Origin of the sequence: Prevotella sp. FD3004 (assembly GCF_000746155.1) — a bacterium.
In the GTDB taxonomy this organism is placed as follows: domain Bacteria; phylum Bacteroidota; class Bacteroidia; order Bacteroidales; family Bacteroidaceae; genus Prevotella.
In genome coordinates this window covers 287565-313315 of record NZ_KN050819.1, presented here as the reverse complement: position 1 = coordinate 313315, position 25751 = coordinate 287565, and the positions used below count along the sequence as shown (strand labels likewise).

The 25751-nt window shown below is 47.3% G+C and carries 17 protein-coding genes, 2 tRNA genes and 1 other RNA gene; 8 read left to right on the top strand and 12 right to left on the bottom strand.

Annotated elements, in window-relative coordinates; all coding sequences use genetic code 11:
* Positions 1–46 precede the first annotated feature (46 nt).
* A complete protein-coding gene (locus T325_RS08250; protein ID WP_036913573.1) occupies positions 47–1534 on the bottom strand; it encodes a trypsin-like peptidase domain-containing protein in 1488 nt (495 codons plus the stop codon).
* A 316-nt stretch (positions 1535–1850) separates the two neighbouring features.
* On the opposite strand from T325_RS08250, the gene rnpB reads away from it, so the two are divergent.
* Positions 1851–2219: RNase P RNA component class A (gene rnpB, locus T325_RS12465), an RNA gene on the top strand.
* Positions 2220–2249: 30 nt separating this feature from the next.
* Positions 2250–3173, top strand: coding sequence for a YihY/virulence factor BrkB family protein (locus T325_RS08245; RefSeq protein WP_081911119.1), 924 nt, complete (start codon positions 2250–2252; stop codon positions 3171–3173).
* Positions 3174–3214: 41 nt separating this feature from the next.
* Here T325_RS08245 and thrC read toward each other — a convergent pair whose 3' ends face one another.
* The 3 genes from thrC to thrA are packed head-to-tail and all read right to left on the bottom strand — an operon-like array spanning position 3215 to position 8281.
* Positions 3215–4519: a threonine synthase gene (gene thrC / locus T325_RS08240; RefSeq protein WP_036912363.1), complete on the bottom strand. Its 1305-nt coding sequence runs from the start codon at positions 4517–4519 to the stop codon at positions 3215–3217.
* Between the two features lie 26 nt (positions 4520–4545).
* On the bottom strand, positions 4546–5808 hold the full coding sequence (locus T325_RS08235; RefSeq protein WP_036912360.1) for a cofactor-independent phosphoglycerate mutase: 1263 nt from the start codon (positions 5806–5808) through the stop codon (positions 4546–4548).
* A gap of 31 nt (positions 5809–5839) precedes the next feature.
* A complete protein-coding gene (gene thrA, locus T325_RS08230; RefSeq protein ID WP_036912357.1) occupies positions 5840–8281 on the bottom strand; it encodes a bifunctional aspartate kinase/homoserine dehydrogenase I in 2442 nt (813 codons plus the stop codon).
* Between the two features lie 180 nt (positions 8282–8461).
* Here thrA and T325_RS08225 point away from each other — a divergent pair, with 180 nt between their 5' ends.
* Positions 8462–10255 carry an ABC transporter ATP-binding protein gene (locus T325_RS08225; protein WP_036912354.1) on the top strand — a complete coding sequence of 598 codons (1794 nt, stop codon included), beginning with the start codon at positions 8462–8464 and terminating at the stop codon, positions 10253–10255.
* Here T325_RS08225 and T325_RS08220 read toward each other — a convergent pair.
* From T325_RS08220 to T325_RS08200, 5 genes are all read right to left on the bottom strand, one after another.
* Positions 10252–12099, bottom strand: coding sequence for a DUF4842 domain-containing protein (locus tag T325_RS08220; RefSeq protein ID WP_081911117.1), 1848 nt, complete (start codon positions 12097–12099; stop codon positions 10252–10254). The genes T325_RS08225 and T325_RS08220 overlap by 4 nt on opposite strands.
* Before the next feature lie 365 nt (positions 12100–12464).
* A tRNA-Glu gene (locus T325_RS08215) sits at positions 12465–12536 on the bottom strand.
* A 41-nt stretch (positions 12537–12577) separates the two neighbouring features.
* A tRNA-Ser gene (locus T325_RS08210) sits at positions 12578–12664 on the bottom strand.
* Positions 12665–12773: 109 nt separating this feature from the next.
* Positions 12774–13139, bottom strand: a complete 366-nt coding sequence (locus T325_RS08205; protein WP_036912348.1) for a hypothetical protein — start codon at positions 13137–13139, stop codon at positions 12774–12776.
* Positions 13136–14596 (bottom strand): aminoacyl-histidine dipeptidase, encoded by a 1461-nt coding sequence (locus T325_RS08200; RefSeq protein WP_036912346.1) that lies wholly within the window; start codon positions 14594–14596, stop codon positions 13136–13138. Before T325_RS08200 ends, T325_RS08205 begins: the two co-directional genes overlap by 4 nt.
* Before the next feature lie 67 nt (positions 14597–14663).
* On the opposite strand from T325_RS08200, the gene T325_RS08195 reads away from it, so the two are divergent.
* The 4 genes from T325_RS08195 (at position 14664) to T325_RS08180 (ending at position 17544) form a co-directional block, all read left to right on the top strand.
* On the top strand, positions 14664–14867 hold the full coding sequence (locus T325_RS08195; protein ID WP_036912342.1) for a hypothetical protein: 204 nt from the start codon (positions 14664–14666) through the stop codon (positions 14865–14867).
* A 45-nt stretch (positions 14868–14912) separates the two neighbouring features.
* Positions 14913–15524, top strand: coding sequence for an OmpH/Skp family outer membrane protein (locus T325_RS08190; protein ID WP_036912339.1), 612 nt, complete (start codon positions 14913–14915; stop codon positions 15522–15524).
* A 74-nt stretch (positions 15525–15598) separates the two neighbouring features.
* Positions 15599–16222: a xanthine phosphoribosyltransferase gene (locus T325_RS08185; RefSeq protein ID WP_051949793.1), complete on the top strand. Its 624-nt coding sequence runs from the start codon at positions 15599–15601 to the stop codon at positions 16220–16222.
* An 11-nt stretch (positions 16223–16233) separates the two neighbouring features.
* On the top strand, positions 16234–17544 hold the full coding sequence (locus T325_RS08180) for a nucleobase:cation symporter-2 family protein (RefSeq protein WP_036912336.1): 1311 nt from the start codon (positions 16234–16236) through the stop codon (positions 17542–17544).
* 53 nt (positions 17545–17597) lie between these two features.
* Here T325_RS08180 and T325_RS08175 read toward each other — a convergent pair whose 3' ends face one another.
* The 3 genes from T325_RS08175 to T325_RS08165 form a co-directional block, all read right to left on the bottom strand.
* Positions 17598–19496, bottom strand: coding sequence for an endo-1,4-beta-xylanase (locus T325_RS08175; protein WP_081911115.1), 1899 nt, complete (start codon positions 19494–19496; stop codon positions 17598–17600).
* Between the two features lie 145 nt (positions 19497–19641).
* Complete coding sequence (nifJ, locus tag T325_RS08170; RefSeq protein ID WP_036912332.1) at positions 19642–23220, bottom strand: pyruvate:ferredoxin (flavodoxin) oxidoreductase; 3579 nt, start codon at positions 23218–23220, stop codon at positions 19642–19644.
* A gap of 63 nt (positions 23221–23283) precedes the next feature.
* Positions 23284–24474, bottom strand: coding sequence for an ATP-binding protein (locus tag T325_RS08165; RefSeq protein WP_036912330.1), 1191 nt, complete (start codon positions 24472–24474; stop codon positions 23284–23286).
* Positions 24475–24643: 169 nt separating this feature from the next.
* Between T325_RS08165 and T325_RS08160 the strand changes: the two genes are divergently transcribed.
* Positions 24644–25693, top strand: a complete 1050-nt coding sequence (locus T325_RS08160) for a hypothetical protein (protein ID WP_036912328.1) — start codon at positions 24644–24646, stop codon at positions 25691–25693.
* Positions 25694–25751 lie beyond the last annotated feature (58 nt).

The window sequence follows — 25751 nt, the reverse complement described above, 5'->3', positions numbered from 1 at the left end:
AAGCCGCAATTTTTTACAATCGCGGCTTTTTTTTATGTTTTTTGCCTTATTCGTTCTCAAGAGGAACAGCGAAATAGCCTTTCTTACCTGTTGGATAAATACCCTGAATGTAGAGTACAGGCTCCTTGCTTGTCGAGGCTTCTTTCACTGCATTCTGCAGATCATCGATGCTCTTAATGGTCTGATCGTTCACACGCTGGATGATGAATCCCTTAGGAACACCGGCATCCTTTAGTTTGCCACCGCTTATTTTGATTACCTCCAGACCATAGCCGATGTTAAGCTGCTCTTTCTGGCCATCTGTCAGAGCCTTGAAGCTTCCACCCAGCACGTCGAGGTCGGCATTCTTCACAACCTTGGTGTTACCCTGCTCGTTCTTCAGCGTGAGCGTTACCGTCTTTGCCTTTTTGTCGCGCAGATACTTCACGGTAACCTTATCGCCAGGACGCTTCTGGGCAATGATTCCCTGTAGGTCGCCCATTGTGGCCACCTTCTTGCCATCGACCTCGGTAATGATGTCTTCGGATTTGAGGCCGGCATCAGCTGCGGCCCCTTCTTCTACGACTTTATCTATGCGCACACCTTCCATCGTACCGTAATCTTTCACATCCTTGTCCTGATCCTTCATGGCGTCAACATAATCCTTCAAACTGCCGCCGTGAATGCCAATCATGGCGCGTTGGTAGGTGCCGTACTTCTTGAAGTCGTCGATAGCCTTGCTGACAATGCTGGTAGGAATGGCAAAACCATAGCCGATGTTTGAACCAGTTGGTGAAGCAAGCATAGCGTTGATGCCTATGAGTTCACCACGGGTATTGACCAGCGCACCACCTGAGTTACCCTGATTGATAGCGGCATCGGTCTGAATCATAGAACTGACACCCGAGCCCATAGAACGGGCTTTGGCGCTGACGATACCTGCCGTAACAGTGTTGTTCAGTCCAAGAGGATTACCTACTGCGAGCACCCATTCACCCACACGGACATCGTCGCTATTGGCAATTACGATGGCAGGCAAATTCTTGGCGTCTATCTTGATCAGGGCCAGGTCTGTGGTTTTGTCGGCACCAATCACGCGAGCTGAATATTCCTTAGAGTTCTCGTTTAGAGTTACAGTCAACTCGTCGGCTTCATCAACTACATGGTTATTAGTCACGATATATCCGTCAGCAGAGATGATAACGCCAGAACCTGCAGCAGCACGCTTTGGAGTCTGCACTTGACGCTGACGTTTGCCGTTATTGCCCTGTCCACGTCCGAAGAATCCACCGAAGGGATCACTGAAGAACTCCTCAAACGGGTCGCTATACTCTACAGTCTGAAGTTTTGAGTTTTGTACCGATTTGATGTAGACCACCGATGGCAGAGCCTTTTCGGCAGCGTAGGTTAGGTCTACAGGTTGTCCTGCTGGAGCCGAAGCTACAATTGGAGCAGAGGAGGTTGTAGCAGCATTGGTTTTTGTGAAGGCTGCTACTGAAAGAGCCAAAGCAACAACGCATATTGCTGGTGTTGCTACGTTTACGATCTTTTTCATATTTTCAGTCATTTTGTTATGTATTAAAATTCAACTTATGCAACTCCGAATTTGTTGCGTTAACACTCTCGAAGTATTCGGGTGCAAAAATAAGTGCATTTTTCCATATACTGACAAAATGTCGTCAATATTTGTCCCATTTTAACAATTCTAATAAAGCCCTTAACGAGCATTTGCGATTAATACTTTAAATCTTAAATAACTGACAAAATTAAGAAATCTCTGCTTTTTTAGTTTCATATATTTAACTTGGTGATTATTTTTCTTTAATTTATTCCTCTATTTAGATTTTTCTCTGTACCTTTGCAGTCAGAAAGCACTGTCGCGGTTTGTCGCTGGTGTCATTTTGGCACGAGAGGAAAGTCCGGGCAGCATAGGGCGCTCCACTTCCGAAAGTAGAAGCTATTGGTGACAGTAGGTGACGGCAGAAGAGAATGACCGCCTTCGCTTCGGTGAGGGTAAGGGTGAGAAGGTGGTGTAAGAGACCACCAGCCGATGGGTGATCATCGGGCTGTGTCGACTGGAGGCTGCAAGTTCATGTATACCGTCGTCTGAGGGTAGCCCGCTCGAGTTATACGACGGAGGGTAGAACGCTTGAGCCATGGGGTGACTTGTGGACTAGATAAATGACAGACAGCCACACTTGTTGTGGATACAGAACCCGGCTTATAGCGACAGTGCTTTTTTTAAAAATGAAATTTCAAATGTCATTATAATGAAAGGATTTTTGGGACAGATTTACCGTAAACTATATCTTACCGTCCGCTTCTTTACAACTAAGCGGGTTATGACACAAGCTGCTGCCTTGACTTATTCCACTTTATTGGCTATTGTCCCCATTCTTGCTGTTGTGTTTGCCATTGCTCGTGGCTTTGGTTACAATAAGTATATTGAGATATGGTTTCGCCAAGCCCTGTCAACCCAGCCTCAGGCTGCTGATGCCATTGTAGGGTTTGTCAACAGCTATCTTATTCATACAAAGAGTGGTATCTTTTTGGGGGTAGGCTTGATATTCATGCTCTATACGGTGCTGATGCTGGTTAATAATATTGAAGAGACTTTCAATCAGATATGGCAAGTGAGTAATTCGCGCCCCATTATTCGTTCGTTTACAAACTATCTTGCCATGTTCTTCCTCTTTCCTATCATTATTGTGGTTTCGATGGGTCTGTCTATTTTCATGGAGACAATGGCAAGTACAATGGATGGTTTTGTTCTTTTGGGACCAGCCATTCATCATTTGCTCGACCTTTCGCCCTATATTTTACTATCCCTGCTTTTCATCGTACTTTACGTCTATATGCCCAATACCGAGGTGAGTTTCTCAAGTGCTATCGTTCCTGGTATCCTGGCAGGTATTGCAATGCAAGTACTTCAGATTGTATATATCCACTCTCAGATATGGGTGACAGGCTATAATGCGATCTATGGCTCTTTTGCCGCTCTGCCTCTGTTCATGCTTTGGGTACAGATCTCGTGGACTATCTGTCTTTTTGGTGCGCAGCTTACCTATACCAATCAGAACCTCAAGACCTTTGGTATTAATCTGGAACCTATTGATATCCATCCTCATGTTGAGATGACGGATGAAGAGCGGAACGATGCCGAGTTCTATGCTGGCAACATTGACAATCTCTAAATAAAGAATCCCTGCCGCAGTAGCAGGGATTCTTCTTTTTGTTATTGTTTCATTAAGTATTTCTTGAAGTCGGCGAAATCCTTCGTCATGGGAACGCTTTGTTTCTCGCCCTTCATGAAGGCTGCCAAGCGGTCAGGTATCTCAACGTCGATACCTAAGATGTCGTCCACCTTCTCCTTGAACTTAGCAGGGTGAGCTGTCTCGCAGAACACACCAACCTCGCCATCCTTCAGTCCATCTACGAGCGCCTGATAGCCACAAGCACCGTGAGGATCAAGCACATACTTTGTTTCTTCGTAGCATTGCTTCATCGTTTCACAGATGTCTTCATCGCTATATGTGGCACCGCTAATGAGCGATGTTATTTTTTCGTGACTCTTGCCGTAGAGATCGTAGATACGTGCGAAGTTCGAGGGATTGCCCACGTCCATTGCGTTGGCCAGTGTCTGCTTCGAGGGCTTGGGCTCATATTTGCCAGTCTGCAGATACTTATAGAAAATGTCGTTGGCATTGTTGGCAGCGATGAAGCGCTTGATGGGCAGCCCCATCTCATGGCCAAAGAGGGCAGCGCAGATATTACCAAAGTTACCTGATGGTACACACATCACTAGATTGTCGGCCTTGCCCTGAGCCTTCATCCTCGCATAGGCATTGAAGTAATAGAATGCCTGCGGCAGGAAACGGGCCACGTTGATACTATTGGCCGATGTCAGCTTCATGTGCTGGTTCAGTTCTGCATCCATGAAGGCGTTCTTTACCAGTGCCTGACAGTCGTCGAATACACCGTCCACCTCGATGGCTGTGATGTTCTTGCCCAGTGTGGTAAACTGGCACTCCTGAATAGGACTTACCTTACCCTTGGGATAGAGCACATATACATGGATGCCGTCAACGCCCAGGAAACCATTAGCTACAGCAGAACCAGTATCGCCACTGGTAGCCACCAGCACGTTCACCTGCTCGCCCTTGCCCTCCTGTTTGATGAAGTATTGTAGCAGTCGTGCCATGAACCTTGCACCCACATCCTTGAAGGCGAGGGTAGGACCATGAAAGAGTTCCAACGTGTATATGTTTTCCTTCACTTTCTCTACAGGACAATCGAACGACAGCGTGTCGTAGACGATGTCCTTCAGAGCGTCGAGATCTACATCCTCGCCAAAGAAGGCACTTGCCACGTTGTAGGCTATCTCCTGAAACGTCATGTCCTGAATATTATCGAAGAATTCCTTTGGCAACTTCTGGATTCTCTCAGGCATATATAGGCCTCTGTCTTCTGCCAGTCCTTTTACAACGGCCTTGTGAAGATCGGCTATGGGAGCATTCCCGTTAGTACTATAATATTTCATATTAATTTGGATTTTAGAATTTTGAATTAAGAGATGGCCATCAGAGCCTTCATAAACTCATCGAGTTTGAGAAGGCCATAGACGCCTGATACGCAGCTGACTTCATCGTACTGCTGCACCTCGTCGGGCTCAATGCCACGATGCCAAATCAGGAACGGAACTGGCTGACCTACATGGATGCGCATCTCTACTGGCGTCAGGTGGTCGGGCAATACGGCGATGCATACGGGCTCCTGCCATTTCTCTAGCTCTTTATAAATAGGGGCGATAAGTCGCTGGTCCAGATACTCGATAGTCTTCAGCTTCAGCTCTAGGTCTCCATCATGTCCAGCCTCGTCGCTGGCCTCCACATGCACAAACACGAAGTCATCCTTCTCCAGCGCCTTGATGGCAGCCTGAGCCTTGCCTTCGTAGTTGGTATTGGCCAGTCCTGTGGCACCTTCCACCTCTACAATCTTCAATCCAGCATAGTGGCCTATGCCACGAATCAGATCGACGGCAGAGATTACTGTACCACTCTTGACCTGAGGATATTGTTGCATCAGTGTCTCCATCGACGGACGATAGCCGCCACTCCAAGGCCAGATGCTGTTAGCCTGGCGCTCACCACGCTTAGCACGCTCTTGGTTGAAAGGGTGCTGAGTTAGAAGGTCCTGAGATTTCAGAATCATCTCGTTGATGAGGTCAGCCGTTTGCTGTGCTGAGAGTCGTCCTGCTTCAACAGGCGCATTCTCCTCAGGCTTCACCAACAATCCTCGCCATTCTTCATTGGGATGATCGTGGGGTGGGGCGCACACGATGTGTTTTGAACCACCTTTAATAACTAAGAGATGACGATACTGAATACCCGTAATGAACTTTACGCGCTCGCAGCCCTCACGTTCGTTGATAGGTTTGGCCAGCGTCTCGTTCAGATAGTCAATCAGCACGCGAGCGTCCTCTGTCTCAAGGTTGCCACCATTGTGGGTGATAATCTTACCATCTTTGAGCGTGATGATATTGCAACGGATGGCGAAGTCGTTGTCAGCCATCTCATAGCCGATAGAAGCAGCCTCCAAGGGTCCACGACCTTCATAGACCTTATTCAGATCATAACCCAGAATAGCTGTGTTAGCCACCTCAGAGCCTGGAGGAAATCCCTCAGGCACAGTCACCAGTCGTCCGCAGCGGCCTTCCTTGGCTAGCTGGTCCATCATGGGTTTATGGGCATATTGCAGCAAGGTCTTCCCGTTGAGTCGTTCAACAGGAAGATCTGCCATGCCATCACCTAATATTATGATGTGCTTCATAAAATCAGTGTTAATCCGTGTAATCCGTGCCTTAAATATTCGCAATACTCATGATGTTTGCGAAGACACCTGCTGCAGTTACTGCGGCACCGGCGCCGTAGCCCTGAATAAGCATCGGGTACTCCTTATAGCGCTCAGTGGTGAGCAGTACAATATTGTTCGACCCCTCCAACGGATAGAACGGGTGGCCTTGTGGTACCTCTTTCAGTGCCACGTTGGTCTTGCCATTTTCCATTGTGGCCACAAAGCGCCAACGCTTGCCTTCTGCTTCGAGTACCTTACGGCGAGCCTCAAAATCAGCATCCAATTCAGGTAGTTTCTTCCAGAAGTCTTCAATGCTTCCCTCAAAATAACTGTCGGGTACGAAAAGGTGCTTCTCCACATCATCCTGTTCAACCTTATATCCAGCTTCGCGTGTTAGAATCACTAACTTGCGGATCACGTCAGTACCACTGAGGTCGATACGTGGGTCGGGCTCTGAGTAACGCTGCTCCTTGGCACGGCGGACTGTCTCTGAGAAGGGCACGTCGGCAGCAATCTCGTTGAAGATAAAGTTCAGCGTACCGCTCAGGATAGCCTCAATCTTCAGAATCTTATCGCCTGAGTTGCACAGGTCGTTGATGGTGCCGATGATAGGCAGACCAGCACCTACGTTGGTCTCATAGCGGAACCATACGCCGCGGTCACGAGCCGTTTGTTTCAGTTTCATGTAACTGTCATAATCGCTTGAAGCAGCAATCTTGTTAGCGGCTACTACTGAGATATTATGTTCTAAGAATGTCTGATAAAGTTGAGCAATCTGTCGACTGGCTGTACAGTCTACAAACACAGAGTTGAAGATGTTCATCTTGACAATCTCCTCCTTCATGTGCTCAGTGTTGGCAGGGAATCCTGCACGCAGAATTTTCTCGTAGTTGTCGAGGTCGATACCGTCACGATCAAGTACAAAGTTATCAACATCGCTAATTCCAACCACGTTCAACTTAAGGCGTCTCGACTGCATCAGGAACTGCTGTTGGGTGCGAATCTGTTCGAGAAGCATGCCGCCTACGGTTCCGATACCACAGATAAAGATGTTGAGTACCTTGTATTCCGACAAGAAGAATGAGTCGTGCAGCACGTTGAGTGACTTTCGCAAGAATTTTCCGTCAACTACAAACGATATGTTTGTCTCGGATGCACCTTGAGCACAGGCGATGACTGAGATACCAGAGCGGCCCAGCGTACCAAACAGTTTACCAGCGATGCCTGGTGTCTGCTTCATATTCTCACCCACGATGGCGATAGTTGCTAAGCCACTCTCTACCTGCATGGGGAACATGGCGCCAGTCTCAATTTCCTTGGCGAATTCAGCGTTCAAAACCTCTGCTGCAGCCTCTGCATCCTCATCGCGCACACCAATACTAGTAGAATTCTCGGAAGAAGCCTGTGATACCATGAATACTGAGATACCCTTATTGGCGAGCGTGGTAAAGATACGACGATTTACACCAATCACACCCACCATCGACAGGCCTGTCACCGTGATGAGTGAGGTTCCCTTAATGCTAGAGATACCCTTAATGGGCTTGTTGTCGTCCTCAATCTTTGCTTTGATCAGGGTTCCCGGGTGCTCCGGGTTGAAGGTATTCTTTACCTTGATAGGTATATTCTTTACGCAGACAGGATAGATGGTTGGCGGATAGATTACCTTCGCGCCAAAGTTACAAAGCTCCATCGCTTCTACGTATGAAAGTTCATTGATGGTATAGGCACTCTTAATCACCTTGGGGTCGGCTGTCATGAATCCATCTACATCGGTCCAGATCTCCAATACCTCTGCATTGAGCACAGCAGCCAGAATTGATGCTGTGTAGTCAGAGCCGCCACGACCCAGATTGGTGGTCTCATGAGTGTCACGATCGCGAGCGATAAAGCCAGGTACTACGTAGATGGCTTTGTCGTTCATATCCTTGAAAGCCTCCTTCACCAGCTGAGTTGTGAGGTCGGCGTCTATCACGTGTTTACCCTGTTTTTTCTCTGTGCGGATAAAGTCGCGTGAGTTCATGCGTACACCGTTCTTCACCATGGCGGCAACGATGTGTGAACTCAGTCGCTCACCATATGAAACGATGGTGTCTTCCGTCTTCTTCGATAGGTCGTGAATCAGGTATACACCATAGAAGATACTCTTCAACTGGTCGAAGAGCTGATCAACGTTATTGAATAAGTCTACGCGCTTTTTGTCATCTGTGATGATGGTGTCTATCATCTGGTGATGACGCTTTACCATCGCGTCGAATTCCTCGCGATAGTGCTCGTCGCCTTGTTTTGCCATCTTTGACGTTGCAATCAGTTTGTCTGTAATGCCGTCAAGTGCACTAACTACTACAATGACAGGTTGCGTCCGAGCCTCTGTCTCCACAATTTTCTTCAAGCTAAGAATGCTTTTTACGGAACCTACGGACGTTCCGCCGAATTTCATTACTTTCATATTTCTATGCAATTTATCTTACCGCCGGTACCCCTTCACAATGGGGGACTTCTCCAACGGCGCTGCAAAAATACTACTTTTTCCCGAAATGCCATAAAAAAAGTGTAAAATCTTTGCCTTTCCGATTCTTTTTCCTAACTTTGCACATAGTTTTTGTATATTTTATCACATTTTGCTCCTATGTCAATCAAACGCCTGTTGGGTAATCTCTTGCCCTTTGTCCTGCCTTATAAATGGCTTATTGCCATCACGCTGGTGCTAACCCTTGTAGGGTCGTTCATGGCTCAAGTCAATGCCGTAGTGCTTGATCGTGCTGTCGACGCCATCAATGCTTTGATACAGCAACCGGAGGGCTTCCAGTGGAGTGCAGCTGTGCGTATACTCACAGTCATAACCATTATATTATTGGGTAAGGAGGTCTTAGGTGCTTTAGTCACTTTCTTCCAACGATATTATGGCGAACGCATGCGTATTCTTGTGAGTCGTGACCTCTCTTTACAGGTCGTGGAACGTATGCTTTCTTTCCGTATGGCTTTTTTTACCAGTGAAGGCAATGAAACAGGAAAACTTCAGTCGCGTATCGATAGGGGTATTATGAGCCTCTCTAATACGGTAAATAATTTCTTCATTGAGATTCTTCCTCTTTTTACCAGCGCAGTACTGGCTTTGGGCCTTATGTTTGCAGCAAATTTTTACGTGGGTCTTGTCGCCCTCTGTATCGTGCCCCTCTATTTCTGGGTCACCTATATCCAGGCGGCTAAGATGAAGGGGGGGCGTCGTGGCATCTTTGGCGGCTTTCAGGCCGTGTCGCAGGGCATCCTTAACATCCTCGAGAGCATCACCGTCATCAAGTCGTTTAATCGTGAACAGATAGAGGCCGACCGCCAGGCCGCCATTCAGCGTGCAATGACCGACTTGCAGCTCTCTACCCGTAAGAAGGCTTATATTTTCAATGGTCTGAAGAGTTTTCTTGAGCAGATAGGCACCGTGCTCATCATTATACTTACGGCCTACCTCGTGCTTATCGACTATCCTGGTATGTCGATAGGTAAGATCATGTATCATGTCATGCTTTTCGCCAATGTCAGTGCGCCCATCCGCCAGCTTCATCGTATCTACGACGATATGAATGATGCCTTGATCTATGCTGAGGGCTTCTTCGGTATCCTTCAAGCTGACCATGAGATTGAGGCTACAGGTACTCATCATCCGCAAGAGGTGCATGGTGACTTTGAACTCAGCCACGTCGACTTTACCTACAGCAACGGCACACAGGCGCTCTTCGATGTGTCCATGCGCATCCCCAGCGGTAAGATTACAGCCCTTGTGGGATTGAGTGGGGCTGGCAAGAGTACCATCGTGAATCTGCTCGACAAATTCTATGAGCCGCAGCAGGGCTCCATCACTCTCGATGGCGTGAGTCTGGGCGAGTGGGATACCGAGTGGCTTCGCGAGAACGTAGGACTTGTGCTCCAGAAGAATCACATCTTCGATGGCTCCATCGAGGAGAATATCCGTTACGGCTGTCCTTCAGCCACGCACGATGATGTTATCCGTGCCGCAAAGCAAGCTTACCTCTACGACCAGGTGGCAGCTCTGCCGCAGGGTTTCGAAACGTCTGCGCTCCAACTTAGTGGTGGTCAGCAGCAGCGTGTGGCCATCGCCCGCATGTTTATCAAGAACCCGCCCATCATCTTCTTAGACGAGCCCACCGCCAGCCTTGATGCTATCGCTACTGAGCAGATAAAAGCCAGTATCGATGCCATCAAACAGGGACGCACGGTTATTATTATCTCACACAATATTGGTCAGATAATCGATGCCGACCAGATATATGTGCTTCAGCAGGGCAGGGTAGTACAAAATGGTACCCCCGACGAGGTGTATCGTCAAGGGGGTACCTATAAAGATATTTTCGATGCTTCAGCTCGCTCATTAAATGTCGACAAGATTGCATCTACTCTTAGCAACTAATATACTTTTCCTGCTACGGGCTTGGTATACCAGTCGGTAAAAGTAATGGTCTTCTCGCCCCAGTTGTTGAATTCCAAGTAGGCATCCTTGATGCACACACGCTCCAATGGATATTTGAAATCGTTTGGTATCATAATACCATGCGGATCCTCACCTTTTTTCGACAATCTTACTTCTATATTTGTGGTCATGTCGTAGATATACGGACAATTGTCGGCCACGAGGAAGCTGAATGTTTTGGGCACGGTCTTTGTCGCGGTAACAGGTGGACATACCTCACTGCCACCTTGTGTGTTAATGAATGTATTGGCGGTCTTTCCAAACAGAGCGTGAACTTCGGCATCGTTGGTAATCACTCCACAATTTATGTTCTTGATGCAAATCTCGTCATAAGCGCCACAGGCTATGATGGAATATTCCACGGTTGTCTCGTTCTTTCTTACGGCTTTTATTACGATATCGTTCATGTCATAGTCGCCAAGAGGTGTGTCCTCGAAACAGAATGTGTATTTGTTGTATTCAGGCTCTATGGGGATGAAAGGTATCTCAATACCACCTTCTACTTCAAGTATCACATCGTTAAAGTCTGCATCGGTACCCGATTCGAAGCACATGATCTTCTTGCCGTTAAAAGTAAGCCAAGCCAGACGTGGACCGTCAGTGCCGAGGTGAGAACTACTGAAGTTTGGCCAACTGTTAATCTTATTATTAAGACGTCCGTCGCCATATAGTTCTCCTTGTTTCTTGGGAGCCTCCGATGATGTCTTAGCCCTTACCATGAAACCAATCTTATAGCCAACAGGGAAATAGTATGAACCTTTTGTGCCCAGCGAAGGTGTTCCGTCGCCGAAGTACATCAGAGCGTATGAATAGCGGCGATTAATCACATCATCTTCATGCTCTCCGAAACAATCTTTGAAGGGGATGGCTTTGTATTTTGGCAGACTCTGCAGATATGCAACAGGGTCGGAGGCACTATTCATGTCGTCCTCCTTAAAGTAATAATAGTAGAGGTCAGAATTCCATACCTCATTGCCATATTCTTCGCCTCGGTCGCACTTGTATACGGGCGATACAATGATTGGGTCCTCGCCTGTGGTTATCGGATAGGCGTTCTCGTTGTAGAAGCCGCTACTTTTCACCAATGGCAGGTTGTTATATGAACGGCCGTTTTTGAAATATGAGAATACCATTGCTCTGAATGCGGCAGTGAGTTCGTCAGAATAAGGTGTGGCGTTCATTCGCTGTGCGCTATAGTCGCTCAGTTCATATAGCAACTCATTGGTCCATCCGCGCTGTTTGGCATACGAGTCTTCTATTACTCCGATACTGTATTCGCCCGTAGGCAAGGTAAGTCCTGCTGGCAGGGCGCGGGTTTTTGCTGCATCATTGATATTTGCTTCGCCATTCACCACTTTCTTCAACACGTATTGGCTGTCGGAGATGAAGGCCACGAAGAGACCTTGATTGTCAATGGGCGCATCATAATAGAGTGTTACTGTGGTTTGTCCATTGAGGGTTGCCTCGTTAAGTACTCTCATTGATGTGACGGGTTCGTCTTGAAGACCTGGTTCGCTGACATAAACCAGCAACTGTACTGTTTGGATGGATGCGTTAGCTGTGATTTTAACTTCACCAGAAGTTGTTGTACACCAATCTTGGTTTGGGTCAAACGTTGTGCCAAACACTTTCTGTACATTGGCGCTGATCTCATCATTGGAATCTGGCGTTACTGGCCCAGGAGGTGAGGGTGGATCCACAGGGGTGTCAAACAAATCTTTACTTTTAGAGCAGCCCATAAATAATAACAAGCCGCAAATCGCGATAGGGAACAACTTTTTCATTATTGCGTTGGGTTAGTTTTTAATTGTTTTATAATTTTATTTTGCAAATATACTATTATTTTTAATATTTTGGGCTTTATCTGTGTGATAATTAAGTATATTTAACTGATTGACTGATAGTTACGACGCTATCAATGGTCCTTTCAGATAGCATACGAGATATAGGTGACGTTTGCATGGCGGAAAGTCGGAGCTTGCTTCGTGTAGAGTCGGAGTTTACTTCGGGTAAAGTTCTAATATAATAGAGTGATAACAATAACAGGGCGTTATGTTGTAGCTCCTGTTACAAGACTTGTAATGTGGGTCTAATACGACTAAGCTCTATAAAACGAAAAAGCGCTGATCATTCAGCGCTTTAATTTTTGTAGTCGATAGGGGAATCGAACCCCTATGCCAAGATTGAGAATCTTGTATCCTAACCATTAGATGAATCGACCAACATTTCAAAGATGCGCTCGCAGAGAAATCCCCTCGGTTGCGGAAGGAGGGGGATTCGAACCCCCGGTACGGGAACCCGTACGGCAGTTTAGCAAACTGCTGGTTTCAGCCACTCACCCATCCTTCCAAAGGACCTCGGAGTCAGAAACCGTGGGGTTATCTCCTTGATTGCGGGTGCAAAGGTACGACTATTTTTTGAACCCACCAAATATTTAGCCAACTTTTTTCGAAAAAAGTTATTTAAACGCTACAACTTGATTCAGCTCACTATCGAGGTAGAAGGTGTTCTGAAGGGTGTCTCCTTGATGTATGTACTTCATCCTCAGGTAATAAAGGTCTCCAGAGGGAACCTGTGCATAGGAAATCTCTTTTTTGAAGCCTGGAGCACCGCGATGACGCATTAATTGAATTAAAGAGTCGTTTATGTGGCGTGTGGTGCCAATATCAGCAAAGTCGCGGCTGCTGATTTCGGCAGAATTCTCCATGTTTTCTTCGATAAAAGCTTTCACCCGTTGCTCTGCCTTGTGCTGCTGTCCGCACGAGGCGAACAGCAGCAGGCATGCAGATATACTAATTATAATAGGTACGCGCGAGATTTTCATTTCTGAGGAATGTTTTGAAGTACATCGAGCAGGTGATCCCATACCATCTGGACGGTTGGAATGTGAAGACGTTCATCGGGCGTGTGGACAAAACGGAGGGTGGGACCGAAGCTGACCATGTCGAGATTGGGATAGCGCTCGGAGAACAGACCGCACTCAAGACCGGCATGGATGCCACGGACTACGGGCTTGTGGCCAAAGAGCTTGACGTAGGAGTTGACAACAATCTCCTGAAGTTTTGAGTCGGCCTTCATCTTCCAAGCTGGATAACCATCGCTTGATAATACTTCGGCGCCAGCAAGTTCGAAGGCTGCCTGAATGGTGGCACACATATTGTCGAGGTTTGACATAACGTTAGAGCGTTGTGACGACAGTATGTCGATAGTGGTGTCAGAGCTGTGAACGCTGGCGATGTTGCTTGAAGTCTCGACCATGCCGCCCAGAGCTTCGTCCTGACAGATGGCGTAGATTCCGTTGTCGACAGCCTGAACGGCCCACACGAACTTCTTGGCAACAGCGGAATCTATTACGGATTCGGCATCAGTACTTTCCATTGAGAATTGCATAGTGGTATCAGTAACGTGGAATTCGTCTTCTACGTCAGCAGCAAAGACATTCCAGTCGGCACGTACATTCTCCTTGATATCGTTTGGTACGGCAATCACGAAGTAGCCGTCGCGGGGAATGGCGTTATGGAGCTTGCCTGAATGGAACTGTGCCAGAAGGACACCATCATAGCGATTCATAGTCTGGAAGATGAAACGGGCCAGCAACTTGATGGCGTTGGCACGCTTCTTGTTGATATCGTCGCCAGAGTGGCCGCCTACAAGACCTTTGAGTGAGCCTTTGATGAAGAAACTGCCTGTGGGGGCTTCCTGACGTGTAAAGGTGAACTTGGCTGTAGTGTTGCGACCGCCTGCGCATGATACGAAAATCTCACCCTCGTCCTCTGAGTCGAGATTGATGAGATAGTCGCCCGTCATGAAACCTGCTTTCATACCCTCTGCGCCTGTAAGACCGGTCTCTTCATCGCGGGTGAAGACGCACTCCAGTGGACCATGCTTCACATTATCTGAGGCAAGGATAGCTAGCTCGATGGCACATCCGATACCGTCATCAGCTCCAAGGGTTGTTCCCTCGGCTGTGAGCCATTCGCCATCTACATAAGTGCGGATTGGGTCGTTGTCGAAATCAAACTCTACGTCAACGAGTTTGTCGCATACCATATCCATATGACTTTGGAGGATGACGGTCTGACGATTCTCCATACCGGGAGTGGCAGGTTTGCGGATAATGACATTGCCAGTTTCGTCAACCTTGGTGTCGAGACCATGGCGCTCTCCCCAGTTCTTCAGGTAGTCAATCATCTTCTCCTCGCGCTTTGAAGGGCGGGGAATTTTGTTAATCTTCGCAAATTCTTCGAAGACAATAGCGGGTTTTAATTCGTTTTTATTCATTTTTAATGTTTAATCTGTAATGTTTCGTTATTTTATTATTAACTTTGCAGCCGCAAAGATATAAAAAATGATTGAGACTCTGCTCATATCGACGTTAATAATTGCTATCGCGATGGTATTTTTCCTCGTGAGAGTATTGTTGGTGAAACAGGGAGAGTTTAAGTCGCAGCATATTCACGACTCTGAAGCGATGAATGAGCGGGGTATTCACTGCGTGATGGACCAAGACCGCGAACTTAGAACCAAAAGCAAGTTTGCCGTGAAAGAGTAAACATTAACATTGAGACAATAAACGTTAAAACATTAAATATTAAAAATGAAAAAGTACATTTTCTCAGCACTGGCCATTGCAGCTATGATGGCTTCGTGTAACAATGCAAGTCCTAAGATGGACGAACAGCCCGTGGCCGCTTCTGGCGAGGGTATGAAGATTGCTTATGTAGAGGTTGATTCACTGATGACTCAGTATGATTTTGCCAAGGACTACAGTGTAACACTTCAGAAGAAGTCGAACAACGCCCGTACGACCCTGAACTCGAAGGGTACTGCACTGCAGGCTGCAATGAACAACTTCCAGCAGAAATTGAACAATAATGGTTTCCAGAGCCGCGAGCAGGCTGCTAGTGTACAGGCTGCTATTCAGCGCCAGCAGAACGACCTGCAGGAGCTGCAGGCACGACTGGAGAATGAGTTGGCTTCTGAGACTGCTAAGTTTAACGAGGCCCTGCGCGACTCACTTCAGCATTTCCTGAAGGATTATAATGCCGACAAGAAGTTTGACCTGATTCTCTCGAAAGCTGGCGACAATATTCTGCTGGGCGCTCAGAGACTCGATATTACTCAGGACGTAATCAACGGACTGAACAAGAGATACAAGCCTGCTCAAAAAAATGCTGCGGAGGCTAAGAAGACTGAGGATAAAAAGTAAGTTTTCGGTTAACACATGTAGAGAGGCGCTCCGTCCTGGAACGCCTCTCGTTTCTAAAAATCCCCTTTTGAACAATGAATTTCCTAGAAGAGAAAATACTTTGTGACGGTGTTATCAAACAAGGTAATATCCTGAAGATAGATAACTTCCTAAACCATCAGATTGACATTGACATCATGCGACAGATGGCCTACGAACTGAAGCGCAGGTTCAGAGGCGTTGAGGTCAATAAAGTTCTTACGATAGAGGCCAGTGGTATAGCCATTGCTACGATGCTGGGCGATCTGTATGATGTGCCTGTGGTGTTTGCTAAGAAAAGTGAGACGGCTAACAGTACCGATGACAAGTATGTGTCGAACGCCTATTCGTTTACCCATAAGAAGATGAATCAGGTGTTTGTATCCCGCCCATATCTGCACGCTACCGACAAAGTGTTGATTGTTGATGATTTTCTGGCCGATGGACAGGCTGTGCACGCGTTGATAGATTTAGTGCATCAGGCCGGCGGTGAGGTGATGGGTATAGGCATTGCCGTGGAGAAAGGTCAGCAAATGGGGGGTAGCACCCTGCGTGATGAGGGCTATCATCTGGAGTCGATAGCAATTATAGAGGAAATGGACTGGGAGACGCAGACCATACGCTTCAGAGAACAAGCCTTACGCGAGATAGAACAGACACAATTGAAACTTAAACAATAATATTAAAACTAATGACTGACAAAGCTAATCTTTATCAACTTGACGGGCGTGTGCCCGTACTGACAGCCATACCTTTTGGCTTGCAGCATGTGTTGGCAATGTTTGTAAGTAACATTACGCCTATTATTATTCTGGCCAACGTGGTTGGCATCGACTCGACAATCAGCGCCGCGCTGATACAGAACTGCATGGTGATTGCGGGCATCGGTACTCTGATTCAACTTTATCCCGTATGGCGTATAGGATCGCGGCTGCCTATCGTGATGGGTATTAGTTTCACTTTTCTCTCTGTAGCCATCTTCGTGGGTTCTACCTTTGGCATGGGTACATTGATTGGTGCTGTGATTATCGGTGGTATCATCGAAGGACTGTTGGGACTCTTTGCCCGTTACTGGATTGGCATCATCTCGCCTGTTGTTGCTGCAACAGTGGTGACTGCCATCGGTTTTTCTTTACTGCCTATTGGTGCAAACTCGTTTGCAGGAGGCCAGGGGGCTGCTGACTTCGGTGCAACCCATAACTGGATTGTAGGTTCTTTTACCTTGCTTGTATGTCTGGCATTTCAAGTATTTGCGAAGGGATTCCTGCGCTCACTTTCAGTGCTGATAGGTTTGATTGCAGGCTACATCCTTTCCGTTTGCATGGGAATGGTGAATTTTGCCGCTTTACAGGATGTTGGTGTTGTCGCATTGCCTGCAATACTGCCGTTTAAACCAGAATTCAATCTGGGTGCGGTGCTCTCGGTGTTGGCCATATTTCTTGTGTCGGCTACAGAGACGATTGGTGATACGAGTGCGCTCTGCGAAGGTGCACTGCATCGTGCACCAAAGGATAAGGAGTTGGGGGCAAGTATCTCGTGCGATGGCTTTGTAAGTAGTGTCGCCGGATGTTTTGGTTGTACACCTATTACATCGTTCAGTCAGAATGTTGGTCTGGCCGCAATGTCGGGTGTGGTAAACCGTTTCGCCATCGCCATGGGTGCGTGCATTATGATTCTTGGTGGTATTTTCCCTGCTGTGGGTACAATATTAACTACTATCCCTCAGGCAGTGCTGGGTGGTTGTACTATCATGATGTTTGGCTCGATCATGTTTGCCGGTATCCGTATGATGGCAAAATGTGGTTTCTCTGATCGTAATATGATTATCGTTGCTCTGTCGCTGAGCGTAGGATTAGGCTTTACACAGGTGAAGGATATCTTTGCAATTTTCCCACAGATGATTCAGACAGTGTTTGCTGAGAACTGCGTGGCCGTGGTATTCTTGCTGGCTGTGTTGCTTAACCTGGTGCTTCCGAAAGAAAAGAAGACAGCAGAGGTATAAACCTTGTTCGGATATATAAAAAAGGAGCATCCAAATGGGTGCTCCTTTTGATATTATTTAACGACCTTTTTCCCGTTAACGATGTAGAGACCGGAAGGTAGATCGCTGAGTGATTTCTCCGACATTCGTACACCATTGATTTTGTAGATGCCCTTCGAGGTGTCGATAGTCTTGTCGGCATTGATACCGTTGATAGCAGTTGGCTCTCCTCCAGCAAGTCCGCGTACGAATCCGGCATAGACATGCTTGCGGTAGAAATCGAGATCCCAGATACCAACAGGCTCGTTAGCGCGCCAGCCGCTGTTGGCGGGTGCATCGGTAGGACACCACTGACAGATACCCCACTGCTGGGCGGGCGGGATAATACGGAAATACTCCTTGACAATCCACTCATAGAACTCAGCCATTTTCTTATGCTGTGCCTCGGTAATCGTATTTGTGTAGACTTTATTCTCGTTAGGGTAAGTACCACTAATAACATAGCCCATATCCATCTCGCTGACGCGGACCAGCTTGCCCGAATTAGCCAATAGCTCGAACATCTTAGTGATGTGCTGTTTTCTGCTATTTAGTATACCACTATCTTCGTGGTAGGAAATGTGCATCTGAGTACCGATACCGTCGATCTTGGTCACACCATCTGCCTCCCATTTCTTAATCCAGTTGATGAGCGACTTCAACTTTTTATTGTCGTCCCAGTCTGACTCCAGGTTATAGTCGTTGATGAAAAGCTTGACGTCCTCGGGACCATACTTGCGGGCCAGTCGGCAAGCCTGACGAATGTAGTCGAGGTCGCCCAGATAGTCTTGCCAGAAGAAAGCGTCGCCGCCTACATCCCATGTGGCATCGGGATTACCATTGGGGCTGTAAGCAGTAGAGTGCTGCAACAGGTAGTTACCTTCGCCATCGTCGCCGCCGCCAGAGACGGCCTCGTTGACGAGATCCCAAGCCTTCACCTTTCCATTGCAGGCTTCCATCATACCTTTGACCCATTGATCCATTGCACCTACGAGTGCATCGTACATCTCTTGCTTGGTCTGAGGAATCATCTTACCCTGATTACCTTCGAACTTGATGTTCTTGATATAAACGTCACCAGTGAAGTCGACGGTGTTAACCTGCAAAAGCAGGAAGTTTCCGTCGATGGTGGGCTTTACGTCAATAGCGATATCCTGCCAATCGGTTGTGAAATCGTAGCTGATATTAAATCCTGTGGCGGGATCGCTGTCGTTGTTGGTGTTCCAGTCGCCTAAGTGACCAGTCATCTTTCCTGCCTTTGAACCCTTAACGGTGATGGTCATCTTGTAGGTCTTACCGGCAGTGAGGGGAATATCGGTCATAGCTTGGAACTGAACATCCCACGCGTTGGTGTTTTGTTTAGTGCATTTCACGACTAGACCGTTAGTGGAGTCGAAGTTGGTAGAGAAACCAAAATCTGTCTTATCCGATGTCCAGCCGACACTCTGGTTTTTAGTAAAGTCCTTGCTGGCTACAACGGTATAAGTCTCTTCGGATGTTGGGTCCGGCTTGTCGCCAATCAACTTGAGTAACCAAGCTTTGGGCTGCTGTGAATGCCAAGCGAGGGTGTGACCATAGACGCTGAGTCCCGCCTCGGTGGCAGCCTGGACATATTTCTTCACGGTTTCGAAATTCATGTTGCCATTACCGTCCACACAACTGGCCATTTTCATGGCGTTACCAGCAACAGTCTCGCTGAAGTTCTTATTGATTAGGTTTTTAAACGTGGAGTTGTTAAGATAGTCGTTGACGGTTGTGCCTGCTCCAAGTTTGAAATTGGGGTACTTTGAATAGTCGATATAATCTTTAAGTGCCTGGTACTGATCCAAGTAACGATAATTGTCGTCGCCGGGTTTTCCTGTCTCAAATTTCTCTTGTGCCATAGTCGAAGCCGAAAGGCTGGCTACAAGCATACACATTAATAGTTTCTTCATTGTAATTTAAAGTTGATTAATTCATTAGTTATTTTCTTACGATGCTGCAAAATTACTAAAAGTTTTTTAATATCATGTGCAAAACAAAGAAAAAAAGAGGCGAAACATCATGTTTCGCCTCTTTACTATAGAGTGGAATAGGAGATTATTCTGCCCAATCCTCTTTTGACTTACGAATGTAGGTCTTGTAACGCAGCTGAGCCATCTTCTGTGCTTCAGCGAACAGCTCCTCGGCCTCGTTAGGATATGCCTTCTTAACAGAGAGGTAACGAACCTCACCGAGCAGGAAGTCGTGGAAGTTCTCCCAGTTAGGCTCCTTAGAGTCGAGTGAGAATGGGTTCTTGCCTTCCTCAGCCAGAGCAGGGTTGTAGCGCCACAGGTGCCAGTAACCGCACTCAACAGCCTTCTTCTCCTCGGCCTGGCTCTTACCCATACCGCCCTTGGCCTTCAGACCGTGGTTGATACATGGAGCGTAAGCGATGATGATAGAAGGTCCGTGCCAAGCCTCAGCCTCGCGGATAGCCTTGAGGGTCTGTGCGTGGTCGGCGCCCATAGCAATCTGAGCTACGTATACATAACCGTAAGTGGTAGCAATCATACCCAGATCCTTCTTGCGGATGCGCTTACCCTGAGCAGCGAACTGAGCGATAGCACCAAGAGGAGTAGCCTTAGAAGCCTGACCACCGGTGTTAGAGTAAACCTCAGTATCGAGCACGAGGATATTAACGTCCTCACCAGAAGCAATCACATGGTCGAGACCGCCGTAACCGATGTCGTAAGAAGCACCGTCACCACCGATGATCCACTGTGAACGCTTAACCAGGTAGTGATCCAAAGTCTTCAACTCAGTGCAAACTGGGCAACCAGCGGCAGCACCAGCAGCGATCTGCTCGCGAAGCTTAGGAGCAATCTCCTTAGTCTTCTCAGCATCGTCCTTGTTGGCAATCCACTCCTGAGCCAGTTCCTTATACTCAGCGCTAGTCTTGTCGCTCTCGATCATCTCGCCGAGCAACTTAGCTACGCGCTCCTTCATCTTCTTGTTACCAAGTGCCATACCCAGACCGAACTCGCAGAAGTCCTCGAACAGAGAGTTGTTGAATACAGGACCCTGACCCTTCTCGTTCTTAGTATAAGGTGTAGAAGGAATAGAAGCTGAGTAGATTGAAGAACAACCAGTAGCGTTGGCAATCATCTGACGATCACCGAACAGCTGAGAAATCAGCTTAACGTATGGAGTCTCACCGCAACCAGAGCAAGCGCCTGAGAACTCGAACAGAGGCTGAGCGAACTGTGAGTTCTTAACATTGCTCTTGATGTCAACGAGGTTCTGCTTAGACTTAACGTTCTTAACCAGGTACTCCCAGTTCTTAGCCTCCTGAACCATATCGGCAGCATCAGGATTGAATGGAGCCATGGTAAGAGCCTTACCAGTCTTAGGATTGCCTGGGCAGATATCAGCACAGTTACCGCAACCCAGACAGTCGAGTACTGAAGTCTCGATACGGAAGTGCATGCCCTTCATAGCGGCAGGAGCCTTCATCTCGAGAGTGTCAGCAGCTGCTGCGAAGCCCTTGATCTCCTCGTCGTCGAGAACGAATGGACGGATAGCAGCGTGAGGACAGATGTAAGCACACTGGTTACACTGGATACAGTTGTCCTTGTTCCATACAGGAACGAAGGCCTCAACACCACGCTTCTCGTAAGCGGCTGTACCAACCTCCCAAGAACCGTCAACGGTGTTGTGCTTAACGAAGTCAGAAACCTTCAGCAGGTCACCGGCCTGAGCGTTGATAGGACGAACCAGCTCCTTAACGAATGCAGGTGCATCGTCTACCTTCTCAGCATCGTCAGCCAGGTTAGCCCACTCAGGCTTAACGGTCAGCTGAACGTACTCACCACCACGATCGATAGCGGCATAGTTCTTATCAACAACGTCCTGACCCTTAGCGCCGTAAGACTTCAGGGCAGCAGCCTTCATCTTCTCAACAGCGAGCTCTACGGGGATAACGCCGGTGATACGGAAGAATGCACTCTGCAGGATAGTGTTGGTACGGTTACCCAGACCAATCTCCTGTGCAATCTTAGTAGCGTTGATGGTATAGACGGTAATGTTGTTCTGTGCGAAGAAACGCTTTACCTTGTTAGGCATGAACTTCTCGAGCTCGTCGGCATCGAAGATAGTGTTCAGCAGGAACTGACCGTTCTTCTGCAGACCACGTGTAACGTCGTACATGTGCAGGTAAGCCTGAACGTGGCAAGCTACGAAGTTAGGTGTAGTTACCAGGTAGGTAGAGCGGATAGGCGTATCACCGAAACGCAGGTGAGAGCAGGTGAAACCTCCTGACTTCTTTGAGTCATAAGAGAAGTAAGCCTGGCAGTACTTGTCGGTGTTGTCACCAATGATCTTAACTGAGTTCTTGTTAGCACCAACGGTACCATCAGCACCCAGACCGTAGAACTTAGCCTGGAACATGCCAGCGCCACCGAGAGCAATCTCCTCAACCTCAGGCAGAGAGGTGAAGGTAACATCGTCTACGATACCAACAGTGAAGTGGTTCTTTGGCTCGGGCATAGCGAGGTTGTTGAACACGCTGATGATCTGAGCCGGTGTGGTATCGCGGCTACCAAGACCGTAGCGACCGCCAACGATAACAGGACGGTTCTCTACATCGAAGAATGCATCCTTAACGTCGAGGTACAGAGGCTCGCCGTTAGCGCCTGGCTCCTTAGTGCGGTCCAGAACGGCAATCTTCTTAACAGTCTTAGGAACAGCAGCCAACAGGTGCTTAACTGAGAATGGACGATACAGGTGAACTGAGATCATACCAACCTTCTGACCGTTAGCGTTCAGGTAGTCGATAGCCTCGCGAGCTGCGTCGGTAGCAGAACCCATGAGGATGATCATGCGGTCAGCATCCTCGGCTCCGTAGTATGAGAACAGGTGATACTCGCGGCCTGTGATCTTAGAGATCTCGCCGAGGTACTTTTCAACTACTTCGGGTACTGAATCGTAGTATGGGTTACAAGCCTCACGGTGTGTGAAGAATGTCTCAGGGTTCTCGGCAGTACCACGAGTGATAGGACGCTCAGGGCTCATAGCACGATCGCGGAAACGCTTTACGAACTCCTCCTTAACCAAAGGACGGATATCCTCCTGATCCATCAGCTCGATCTTGTGATACTCGTGAGAGGTACGGAAACCATCGAAGAAGTTAACGAATGGAACCATAGTCTCGAGAGTGGCAAGATGAGGAACTGCTGTAAGGTCCATCACCTCCTGTACAGAACCAGAGCAGAACATTGCGAAACCTGTCTGGCGGCATGCCATCACGTCCTGATGGTCACCAAAGATACAGAGTGAGTGAGAAGCCAGCGTACGGGCAGATACGTCGAATACGCAAGGAATCAGCTCACCGGCAATCTTATACATGTTAGGAATCATCAGGAGAAGACCCTGTGAAGCAGTGAAGGTGGTGGTAAGAGCACCAGCCTGCAGAGAACCGTGAACGGCACCGGCAGCACCAGCCTCAGACTGCATTTCCTGTACAGAGACGTTCTGGCCCCAGAGGTTCTTACGACCACGGGCAGCCCACTCGTCTACGTGCTCCGCCATAGGCGAAGACGGGGTGATGGGGTAGATAGCAGCTACCTCAGAGAACATGTAGCTCACATGAGCAGCAGCCTCATTACCATCACAAGTGATAAATTTCTTTTCTTTAGCCATTTTGTAACTGATAAAATGAATTACTAACTTTTTATTTGTTTAATTATAACTTAATAGACATTATTAATATAGGAAGCCTAACAACCATAGTGGTATCTGCTTGCCCTTTCCGATTTCCGAGTTGTAACGGACGTAATAGACGTCGGGTGAAATGCGCAGCTTTCCTTGGAATTTGGCATCCAGAATGCGGAACTTCAACTTCTCGTCGACCACGAAACTGCAATCGCGAGCGCCAGTGTTCACTTTATGGTCTTTCCACATTGAGTTAACGAAAAAGGTCTCCATTGCTTCCTGCTTGTCAACCTGTATGGGATAGATGGCATACATGAGGTTGGAGTTGTGAAGCATAATCTTCGCAGGCTTCTTAGGGAATTCCTGACCAATGGGGTATATGATGTTCAGCAAGCGCGCGTCGGCAAGATATTTAATATAGTTCATCACCGTGGCGCGACTTGTTTCAACATCCTGAGCCAACTTGCTGATGTTGGGCGCCTTGCTGGCACCATCTTCAGCAATCTGGTAGAATAGTTTCTTAATCTTCGTCAGATACTTCAGCTCAATCTGTTTAATGAGCAGGATATCTACCTCGGTCATCATGTTCATGGTCTTCAGAAGATTCTCGCTATAGTTGCGATGCTCTTGAAAGAAGGGGTAGAAACCATGATGAATATAATCCTGGAAATAGCGGTTGGGGGAAACTTTGGGTAGAATCTGACGTGCAATCTGCTCGTGATTGTGAATAATCTCGTCGAGCGTATAGGGCTGGAAATTGTTGTGAGTAAACAGGTTGATGAACTCGCGGAAACTGAAACCACGCAGGTTGTATGATTTCACGATACCGTTAAGTTCAGGATTCTCATCCTTCAGACGCATCACGCTACTACCGGTAAAGACAATCTTCAGGTTGGGGTAGTTGTCATAGCATTTGCGGAGTTCAGAACTCCAGTTTGGCTGCTTGAATACCTGGTCGATAAGTAGTACACGGCCACCACGCTTGTAGAAACTGTCAGCAAACTCAGCAATGCCATGTCCTTGAAAATAAAAGTTGTTCATGTTGATATAGAGACACTGTTTGTCTTCTATATCGAAATGTTCTTTAGCATATTGCAGTAAGAAGGTTGTCTTTCCAACACCACGTGTTCCTTTAATACCAATCATGCGGTCACTCCAGTCGATCTCATCCATAAGGGTGCGACGAACGGGTGCATTCGTATGCTCTATGAGGTATCTGTAAGTCCTGAAAAATGCTTCCATCCCTAGCGATTTGTTTTAAAACAGCTGCAAAGGTAATACATTTCTTGCAATTTGCAAAGTCTAAATAGCAAAATCTTACTAAAATGTATATTTTTTCTTTTTTTATATCATAATTAACCGAATAATCTTGCCTGTAACTCAAATTTTTAGGTAACTTTGTGCCCGATTTATGAAGTTACATGTTTTTAATCCGGAACACGATCTCGCTCTGGCTGCTAATCTTAGCAACTTCACTGCGCCTCATGCCGGGCGTAAACTGAGAGCTGATTTAGGCTGTCTGCCTGCACTCTGGGCAGACGAAGATGATGTTGTGCTTGTAGAGAATATTGAACAGGCCAAAAAGACATATGCTCGTCTGAGGGCCAGAGTTGGCGGGAAGCAATGTCATTTCGTAGATAAGAACCTGCTTTCTAAACTCGATATCCGTGAGGTTGAACCTTGGGGATGGGATCTGGCACTCCGCAGCTCCCTGTTGCGTTATGGGGTGAATGCGGTTCCGTCGGAAGAGAATATAGAAACTATCAGGGAGTTGTCGCATCGCCGACATGCGATGTCGCTTCTTCTGAAACTGCAGACGATACCAGGAACTATAGGCACTTCGTATCTGGCTGAGTCTGTTGAAGATGTTCTTTCATATATGAAAGACTATCCGCGTATGGTTGTGAAAGCCCCTTGGAGCAGTAGTGGTCGTGGCGTGCGGTTTGTTGGTGCCTCGCTGAATGACTATCAGGAACGTTGGATCAGTAACGTGATAGATAAACAGGGATGCGTTATGGTAGAACCCCATTATAATAAGGTAAGAGACTTTGGAATGGAGTTTGAGAGCGATGGAATGGGCAATATCAAATATTTGGGTCTGTCGCTTTTCCAGACTAAGAACGGCGCTTATACAGGGAATATTATAGCTGACGAATCGGAAAAGAGAGACATCTTAAGCCGTTATATATCAATTGATTTGATAGGTTCTATTAAACTGGAAATAGAGAACGCGCTAAGTGAGATGTATAAAGGCCGGTATAAGGGGCCTTTTGGGGTTGATATGATGCTTGTGGCAACCGATGAAAAGGATGGTTTTCTGCTTCACCCGTGTGTAGAGATTAACCTCCGTCGTACGATGGGACATGTAGCACTTTCCGTCCCTCTGTTTGCCGATGGATATGCTCGTGTGATGCAGATTGTATTGACAGACAAGTACCGGATAAGGGTTCGGAAAGCATAAGATTATCTCCTTTAAGACAAAACAACTTGTTTTGTTCTCAAAGAAACTATCTTAACAG

What these genes read in the sequence shown, in the direction of transcription:
- T325_RS08250 (WP_036913573.1), bottom strand. Translation starts at nt 1,534, where the DNA reads ATGAAAAAGATCGTAAACGTAGCAACACCAGCAATATGCGTTGTTGCT.
- T325_RS08245 (WP_081911119.1), top strand. Translation starts at nt 2,250, where the DNA reads ATGAAAGGATTTTTGGGACAGATTTACCGTAAACTATATCTTACCGTC.
- thrC (WP_036912363.1), bottom strand. Translation starts at nt 4,519, where the DNA reads ATGAAATATTATAGTACTAACGGGAATGCTCCCATAGCCGATCTTCAC.
- T325_RS08235 (WP_036912360.1), bottom strand. Translation starts at nt 5,808, where the DNA reads ATGAAGCACATCATAATATTAGGTGATGGCATGGCAGATCTTCCTGTT.
- thrA (WP_036912357.1), bottom strand. Translation starts at nt 8,281, where the DNA reads ATGAAAGTAATGAAATTCGGCGGAACGTCCGTAGGTTCCGTAAAAAGC.
- T325_RS08225 (WP_036912354.1), top strand. Translation starts at nt 8,462, where the DNA reads ATGTCAATCAAACGCCTGTTGGGTAATCTCTTGCCCTTTGTCCTGCCT.
- T325_RS08220 (WP_081911117.1), bottom strand. Translation starts at nt 12,099, where the DNA reads ATGAAAAAGTTGTTCCCTATCGCGATTTGCGGCTTGTTATTATTTATG.
- T325_RS08205 (WP_036912348.1), bottom strand. Translation starts at nt 13,139, where the DNA reads ATGAAAATCTCGCGCGTACCTATTATAATTAGTATATCTGCATGCCTG.
- T325_RS08200 (WP_036912346.1), bottom strand. Translation starts at nt 14,596, where the DNA reads ATGAATAAAAACGAATTAAAACCCGCTATTGTCTTCGAAGAATTTGCG.
- T325_RS08195 (WP_036912342.1), top strand. Translation starts at nt 14,664, where the DNA reads ATGATTGAGACTCTGCTCATATCGACGTTAATAATTGCTATCGCGATG.
- T325_RS08190 (WP_036912339.1), top strand. Translation starts at nt 14,913, where the DNA reads ATGAAAAAGTACATTTTCTCAGCACTGGCCATTGCAGCTATGATGGCT.
- T325_RS08185 (WP_051949793.1), top strand. Translation starts at nt 15,599, where the DNA reads ATGAATTTCCTAGAAGAGAAAATACTTTGTGACGGTGTTATCAAACAA.
- T325_RS08180 (WP_036912336.1), top strand. Translation starts at nt 16,234, where the DNA reads ATGACTGACAAAGCTAATCTTTATCAACTTGACGGGCGTGTGCCCGTA.
- T325_RS08175 (WP_081911115.1), bottom strand. Translation starts at nt 19,496, where the DNA reads ATGAAGAAACTATTAATGTGTATGCTTGTAGCCAGCCTTTCGGCTTCG.
- nifJ (WP_036912332.1), bottom strand. Translation starts at nt 23,220, where the DNA reads ATGGCTAAAGAAAAGAAATTTATCACTTGTGATGGTAATGAGGCTGCT.
- T325_RS08165 (WP_036912330.1), bottom strand. Translation starts at nt 24,474, where the DNA reads ATGGAAGCATTTTTCAGGACTTACAGATACCTCATAGAGCATACGAAT.
- T325_RS08160 (WP_036912328.1), top strand. Translation starts at nt 24,644, where the DNA reads ATGAAGTTACATGTTTTTAATCCGGAACACGATCTCGCTCTGGCTGCT.